A 6034-nucleotide genomic window follows, 5' to 3' on the forward strand; every position below is an offset into this window, starting at 1 on the left:
CTGTAGGCGCTGCGATTTGGGCAAGTCCGCTGCAATGGGTGGTCATGCTGGCCCCGCTCGGCTTCGTGCTGCTGCTCTCGTTCCGCTGGGAGCGGATGAGCTACAGCGCGCTGCTTGGCACGTTCTATAGCTTCGCGGCCATCATGGGCCTGTCGCTGTCGAGCGTGTTCGTGGTCTACAAGCTGGGTTCCATCGCGCAGGTGTTCTTCATCACCGCTGCGGCCTTCGGCGCGCTGTCGCTGTTCGGCTACACGACGAAGAAGGACCTGAGCGGCATGGGCAAGTTCATGCTGATGGGCCTGTTCGGCCTCATCATCGCCAGTATCGTGAATATCTTCATGAAATCTGGCCCCCTTCAGTTCGCGATCAACGTGATCGGCGTGCTGGTCTTCGCGGGCCTCACCGCCTGGGATACCCAGCGCCTGAAGGAAGAATATGATGTGGTGGCCGGCGACCAGACCCTGATGCAGAAATGGTCGCTGATGGGCGCGCTGACGCTGTATCTGAACTTCATCAACATGTTCCAGATGCTGCTGGCGCTCTTCGGTGTCCGCAACGAGGAATGAGCGAGCTGCGCTGCGCAAGACGCGAAAGCCCCGGGAAACCGGGGCTTTTTTCTTGGACGCACTTTTTTCTTGGACGCACTTTTTTCTTGAACCGCGGCTTTTTCTTGGACCAGGACTTTTTTATTGGACCGGGGCTCTTTTCATGATCGGCCTGGGCAAGCAATCTCGCCGCCGGTTTCCGGGCGGTCTCAACCAACGACGCGCGTGGGCTTGTCCAGCACCTTCATCACGCGCGCGAGATCCGGGCCGCGCTTGAGCACCCTGCCGCCCTGGGCGATGACGGCATAGACGCCCTGCTTCGCCGCGCGCTTCGGGTCCTTCTCGATGCGATAGAGCGGCGTCTCGCCGGTATGGCGGAGGATGGAGAACACGGCACGGTCTCGACCGAAATCGATCGCGTAATCGCGCCATTCGCCGGTTGCGACATGGCGACCATAGACGTTGAGGATTTCGCTCAACTCGCGGCGGTCGAAACGGACATCCTCCGCCACCTTGCGCGGCGCGAGGGGAATGACCAACGCCCCGCCCGCCGTCCTGTGATCCGCCGAAGCCTTCTGGTCTGCTGCATCCATGCCGAACTCCGATGCCAGTGTGTCAGAATACCCATGACTGGCAACCGTCTTTTGCCACTTCATGATCCTGCGCCGGGTTTCTTGCGAAATGCCTGACGAAAATGCTCACGCAGACGTCAGCCGCGCCACAGTTTGGCCTGAATTCGACCATTCGCGCGCCAGACGCGCACGCGAATAATCGTCCCATGCCACGGTGATGTTGCCAGCGAGACCCTACGCCCCCCAGCCCCCTCGCTTGTAACCTTGATCCGCCGATCCACCGAACATGGCAGGGCGGCCCGCGACACCCTCGCGTGGCCGCCTATTTTTTTGCCGGACCAGGCAACCGCGCCTGCGCATGATATTCGGGGTTGGGCTGCATGCCCGTTGCAGAGGCCATGCGATTCGACATCGCGAAGAAACTCGCGACGGCCGCGATATCCCAGATGTCCCTCTCGCTGAAACCGACCTGACGCAAACGATCGCGATCCGCCCCCTCGATCTCGGCCGAGGCCCGCGCCACCTTCAGCGCGAAATCCAGCATGGCACGCTGCTTCGGTGTCACCTTCGCCTGCCGGTAATTGAGCGCGAGCGCCTCGCCGAGGGCGGGTTCGCCCGAGAGCTGCCGCACCGCCGCGCCATGGGCGACCAGGCAATACCAGCAGCGATTCTCCGCCGAGACGACCACCGCAATCATCTCCCGCTCGAGCTTCGTGAGGCCGGAGGGCGCGAGCATGAGATCATTGTAGAAATTCGCGAAGGCCTCGAGCTTCGCCATGTCGTGCGAATAGGCGATCAGCACATTCGGCACAAAGCCGATCTTTTCCCGGCATTTTGTGAAATAGGCAGCCATTCCGGGCGAGAGCTCGGCCGCGTCAAGCGCCAGAGCGGTCACATCTTTCGGGTTTCCGATCGAATTATTGCATGGAAGAGCGGTTTCGGACGGGTTCACCCTTGCCTCCTTTTTGAGCGGGGCGCAAAGTTTGCGCCAAGCAGGCCTACGACGAAAGGGGGACATCCCATCGCCGTCGGCGCTGCCGAGACGCCCATTCAAGCATAGTGACGCACAGAAGGAGAGCCCCGCTGGCGCTTTCCGCTGCCCCGGAGGCCTTTCATCGATGCCGAATGATACGAGTCGCGTGGTTGATCTTCCCGCGAACGCCCCGGGCTTGGGCGACGCCCTTGCGCGGATCGTTTTCTCCGGCGTGGATCATGAAGATGCGAGCGCCTTCCCTGAGGCTCTACGCCTGGCCATCGGCCAGCGCGCGGCCGAGCATCTCGCGAAGCGCGAAATCGGCGTGGCAAAGGTCGCGATCCTCGATTCGGTGAATGGTGCCGGTTCGGTCATCGAGGTCGTGAACGATGACATGCCCTTCCTGCTTGATTCCACGCTCGCCGAACTCGGTGAGCGCGGCGTCTCGCTGCGCCTGGTGGCGCATCCCATCCTCGCGGTGGAACGCGGCGTTGATGGCGCGCTGAAACGACTTCTGGGCAGCGCGACGGGCCGCGAGTTGTCGCCGGTGCAGCGCGAGAGCTTTCTGCATATCGAGATCGCCGAAAAGCTCGGTGCCGGGGAACGCAAGGCGCTGACCACAGCGCTGGAGGTCATCTATCGCGACATCCGCGCCGCCGTGGCCGATTGGCTGCCCATGCGCGGGCGCCTGGCCGAGATCGCGACGCGCTACCGCGCGAACCCGCCAATGCTGCCGGCGGATGAGATCGCCGAGGCGGTGCAGTTCCTTGATTGGCTGCTTGCCGAAAACTTCACCTTCCACGGCATGCGCGAATACCGCTTCGAGACGCATGACATCTCGACCGACCCCCACCCCGGCGACGGCCTCGGCATCCTGCGCGATCCGGATGTGAAGGTGCTGCGGCGCGGCCAGCAGCTCGTGGTGATGACGCCGGAAATCCGCGCCTTCCTCCAGGAGCCGACCCCGCTCTTCGTGCAGAAGGCGAATGTGAAGTCGCGCATCCATCGCCGGGTCTATCTCGATTACATCGGCGTGAAGATCGTGAACGCCCGCGGGGAACTCGAGGGCGAGTTGCGCGTCATCGGCCTCTTCACCTCCTCGGCCTACAACAATTCGGCGCGCACGGTCCCCTATCTTCGCCACAAGGTGGCGCGCGTGGTGGAACGCGCGGGCTTCGATCCCGCCAGCCATTCCGGCAAGGCGCTGCTGAACGTGCTGGAGAACTACCCGCGCGATGAATTGTTCCAGGTCGATATCGAGACGCTCTACAATTTCTCGATGGATGTGCTGGCGCTGACCGAGCGCCCCCGCCTGCGTGCCTTGGCCCGCGTCGATCGTTTCGATCGCTTCGTCTCGGTCATGGTCTATGTTCCGAAGGACCGTTACGACACGAGCGTTCGCCTGCGCATCGGCGAATTCCTCGCCAGGGTCTATGAGGGGCATGTCTCCGCCGCCTATCCGGCCTATCCCGAAGGGCCGCTGGCGCGCACGCATTACATCATCGGCCGCATCAAGTCGCCCACGCCCAAGATCGGCCGGGCGGAACTCGAGGCGGGCATCCATGCCATCGTGCGCACCTGGGCCGACGGCCTGCGCGATGCACTGGAGGAAACCGCGCCGAGCGAAGCCCGCGACTGGTTCCCGCGCTTCGGTTCGGCCTTCAATGCAGCCTATCGCGAGGCCTTCGGGGCGCATGAGGCCATCGCCGATATCCGCGTTCTCGATTGCCTCTCACCGGAGAAGCCCTATGCCTTCGGCCTCACCCGCAAGGCCGGCGAGCCGGAGACGCGCGCCAGCCTGAAGGTCTTCTCCTTCGGCAAGCCGGTGACATTGTCGCAGCGCGTGCCGATCCTCGAAAATCTCGGCTTCACGGTCATCAACGAGCGCTCCTATCCCGTCGAGCCGGCAGGCGGCACGGGGGAAACGCTCTGGCTTCATGACATGACGCTCGAGCGCGCCAGGGGCGGCGCCATCGACATCATCGCGCTGGAACAACCGCTGGAGACCGCGCTTGATGCGATCTTTGCGGGCCGCATGGAGGCGGATCGGTTCAATTTCCTCATCACGGAGGCCGGGCTCACGCCGCGCGAGGCCGATATTCTGCGCGCCTATTCGCGCTATCTGCGCCAGATCGGGGTGCCCTACGGGCAGGTCTACATCGCCGATGCCCTCGCGCGTTACCCCGCCGCCGCGCGCGGACTGATCCGCGCCTTCGATGCACGCTTCAACCCCAATCTCCCGGACAAGGCCGGGGATCGCAGCCATGTCGCCGCGGCCGTTCGCGAGACCCTGCTTGGCGAGATCGACCGCATCACCAGCCTCGACGATGATCGCATCTTCCGCCGGCTGCTGAACCTGATCGAGGCGAGCCTGCGCACCAATGTCTACCAGCGCGTGGATGGCCAGACGCGGCCCACCATCGCCTTCAAGCTACAATGCTCGGCGGTGGAGAACCTGCCCCTCCCGCGCCCGCTCTACGAGATCTTCGTTTCCTCGCCGGATGTCGAGGGCCTGCACTTGCGCTTCGGGCAGGTCGCGCGCGGCGGCCTGCGCTGGTCGGATCGCCCGATGGATTTCCGCACGGAAATCCTTGGCCTCGTCAAGGCGCAGCAGGTGAAGAACACGGTGATCGTGCCGGTTGGCGCGAAGGGCGGCTTCGTGCCGAAGCTGCTGCCGCCAGCTTCGGATCGGGATGCCTGGTTCACGGAAGGCACCCGCGCCTATCGCATCTTCATCAACGCGCTGCTCGACCTCACGGATACGATCCGTGAAGGCAGCATCGTGCCGCCGGCGGAAACCGTGCGCCATGATGGCGACGATCCCTATCTCGTGGTTGCCGCCGACAAGGGCACAGCGACCTTCTCGGATACCGCCAACGGCATTTCCGAAGCGCGCGGGCACTGGCTGGGCGATGCCTTCGCCTCGGGCGGTTCGGCCGGCTACGACCACAAGAAGATGGGAATCACCGCGCGCGGCGCATGGGAAGCCGTGAAGCGGCATTTCCGCGAGATGGACATCGACATCCAGTCGACACCCTTCACGGTGGCGGGCGTGGGCGACATGTCCGGCGACGTTTTCGGCAATGGCATGCTGCTCTCGCCGGCGATCAGGCTCATCGCGGCCTTCGACCATCGCGACATCTTCCTCGATCCGAACCCCGATCCGAAATCCTCCTTCCATGAGCGCCAGCGCCTCTTCGAGAAGCCGCGTTCAAGCTGGCAGGATTACGATGCGAAGCGCATTTCCAGGGGCGGCGGCATCTTCTCGCGGTCCTTGAAGAAAATCCCGCTCAGCCCGGAAATCCGTGCGGCCATCGGGCTCGATCTGGCGGAAGCAACGCCGCATCAGGTAATGACCGCGATCCTGAAATCGAAGGTCGATCTCCTCTGGTTCGGCGGCATCGGCACCTATATCCGCGCTTCGTCCGAAACCGACGCCGAAGCCGGCGACCGCGCCAATGATGCCATCCGCATCACCGGCGCGGAGGTCAATGCCCGCGTCATCGGCGAAGGCGCCAATCTCGGCATGACCCAGAAGGGCCGCATCGAGGCCGGCTTGAAGGGCGTGAAGCTCAACACTGACGCCATCGACAATTCCGCCGGCGTGAACTCGTCCGACGTGGAAGTGAATCTCAAGATCGCGCTGGCCATCCCCGAGGCCGATGGGCGGTTGAAGCGCGAGGCGCGCAACACCCTGCTCGCGGAGATGACCGACGAGGTGGCCCGCCTTGTCCTGCGCAACAACTACCTGCAATCCCTCGCCCTTTCGCTCGCGGAGCGGCAGGGAGCGGCGCTCAATGCCGAGATGGTCGATCTCATGCGGGCCATGGAGGCCGAGGGTCGGGGCGAACCCGCGGTAGGGGATCTCCCCCCGAACCCGGGGGTGGGCGAGCGGCCCGCGTGGGGGCCGGGGCGGACCCGCCCCCGACTAGCGGGGCTGCTGG

4 protein-coding genes are annotated in these 6034 nt (G+C 64.1%); 2 read left to right on the plus strand and 2 right to left on the minus strand.

Translation table 11 applies throughout. From position 1 onward, the window contains the following. Nucleotides 1-566: Bax inhibitor-1/YccA family protein (locus tag ACKODO_RS10360; RefSeq protein WP_408983361.1), on the plus strand; the 566-nt coding region annotated here is incomplete at its 5' end. Between the two features lie 188 nt (nucleotides 567-754). Here ACKODO_RS10360 and ACKODO_RS10365 read toward each other — a convergent pair. Next, the gene (locus ACKODO_RS10365; protein ID WP_408983362.1) at nucleotides 755-1138 is read right to left on the minus strand and encodes a DUF2794 domain-containing protein; all 384 of its coding nucleotides are present in this window, start codon (nucleotides 1136-1138) and stop codon (nucleotides 755-757) included. Nucleotides 1139-1439: 301 nt separating this feature from the next. Further along, nucleotides 1440-2069 carry a peroxidase-related enzyme gene (locus ACKODO_RS10370; RefSeq protein WP_408983363.1) on the minus strand — a complete coding sequence of 210 codons (630 nt, stop codon included), beginning with the start codon at nucleotides 2067-2069 and terminating at the stop codon, nucleotides 1440-1442. A 166-nt stretch (nucleotides 2070-2235) separates the two neighbouring features. Between ACKODO_RS10370 and ACKODO_RS10375 the strand changes: the two genes are divergently transcribed. Continuing rightward, nucleotides 2236-6034: NAD-glutamate dehydrogenase (locus ACKODO_RS10375; protein WP_408983364.1), on the plus strand; the 3799-nt coding region annotated here is incomplete at its 3' end.

It is taken from the genome of Rhabdaerophilum sp., from assembly GCF_046092605.1.
Classification (GTDB): domain Bacteria; phylum Pseudomonadota; class Alphaproteobacteria; order Rhizobiales; family Beijerinckiaceae; genus Rhabdaerophilum.

Excerpts from the sequence above, each read along its gene's own strand:
- ACKODO_RS10365 (WP_408983362.1), bottom strand. The coding sequence starts at position 1,138 with ATGGATGCAGCAGACCAGAAGGCTTCGGCGGATCACAGGACGGCGGGC.